At 62.6% G+C, this 653-nt stretch carries 1 pseudogene; it reads left to right on the plus strand.

Annotated elements, in window-relative coordinates:
- Positions 1 to 312: 312 nt before the first annotated feature.
- Positions 313 to 653 (plus strand): annotated as a pseudogene (locus FK530_RS24655) (DNA polymerase III subunit beta); the annotation flags it as partial.

A 653-nucleotide genomic window follows, 5' to 3' on the forward strand; every position in this document is an offset into this window, starting at 1 on the left:
TGGATGCCCGGATGAATGACATGTTTCCTCCACAGCCCACCCCGCCACATCCACATCTCGTGCCCAGGGCACATGCACATCCCAATTCGTTGGGACGACGGGGAAGGAAGCGGTTCTCCACAGTTTCCACACACCCTGTGACGGTGACGATTCTTGTAATTCCAAGAATGATGTGGACAGCCTTCAAGTGTCCCGGCCCCCGCATCCCCTGCATGCGCCCCACCACTGACCGGCTCTGGAGGTTGTCCCCATGACGTGCCCCCGTCGCGTAGAGTTGGACGGCACATCCGAATCATCTGGAGGGACCCGGCAATGAAGTTCACCGTCGCTCGTGACGTCCTCTCCGAGGCAGTGTCCTGGACGGCTCGAGCACTCCCGGTCCGCCCGGCCACCCCGATCCTGGCAGGTGTGCGTATCCATGCCCACGACCAGGAACTGACACTCTCCTCCTTCGACTACGAGGTCTCGGCGAACTCCGAGGTTCCCGCCCAGGTCGAGGAGGACGGTGAGGTGCTGGTCTCCGGGCGCCTGCTCGCCGACATCTCGAAGTCCCTTCCCAACCAGCCCGTCCACATGGTCCTCGAGGGGCAGAAGGTCAGCCTGACCTGCGGGTCCTCACACTTCACCCTGGCTGTGATGCCGCTGGAGGAGTA

The organism is Tsukamurella conjunctivitidis (assembly GCF_007858475.1).
Classification (GTDB): Bacteria; Actinomycetota; Actinomycetes; order Mycobacteriales; family Mycobacteriaceae; genus Tsukamurella; species Tsukamurella conjunctivitidis.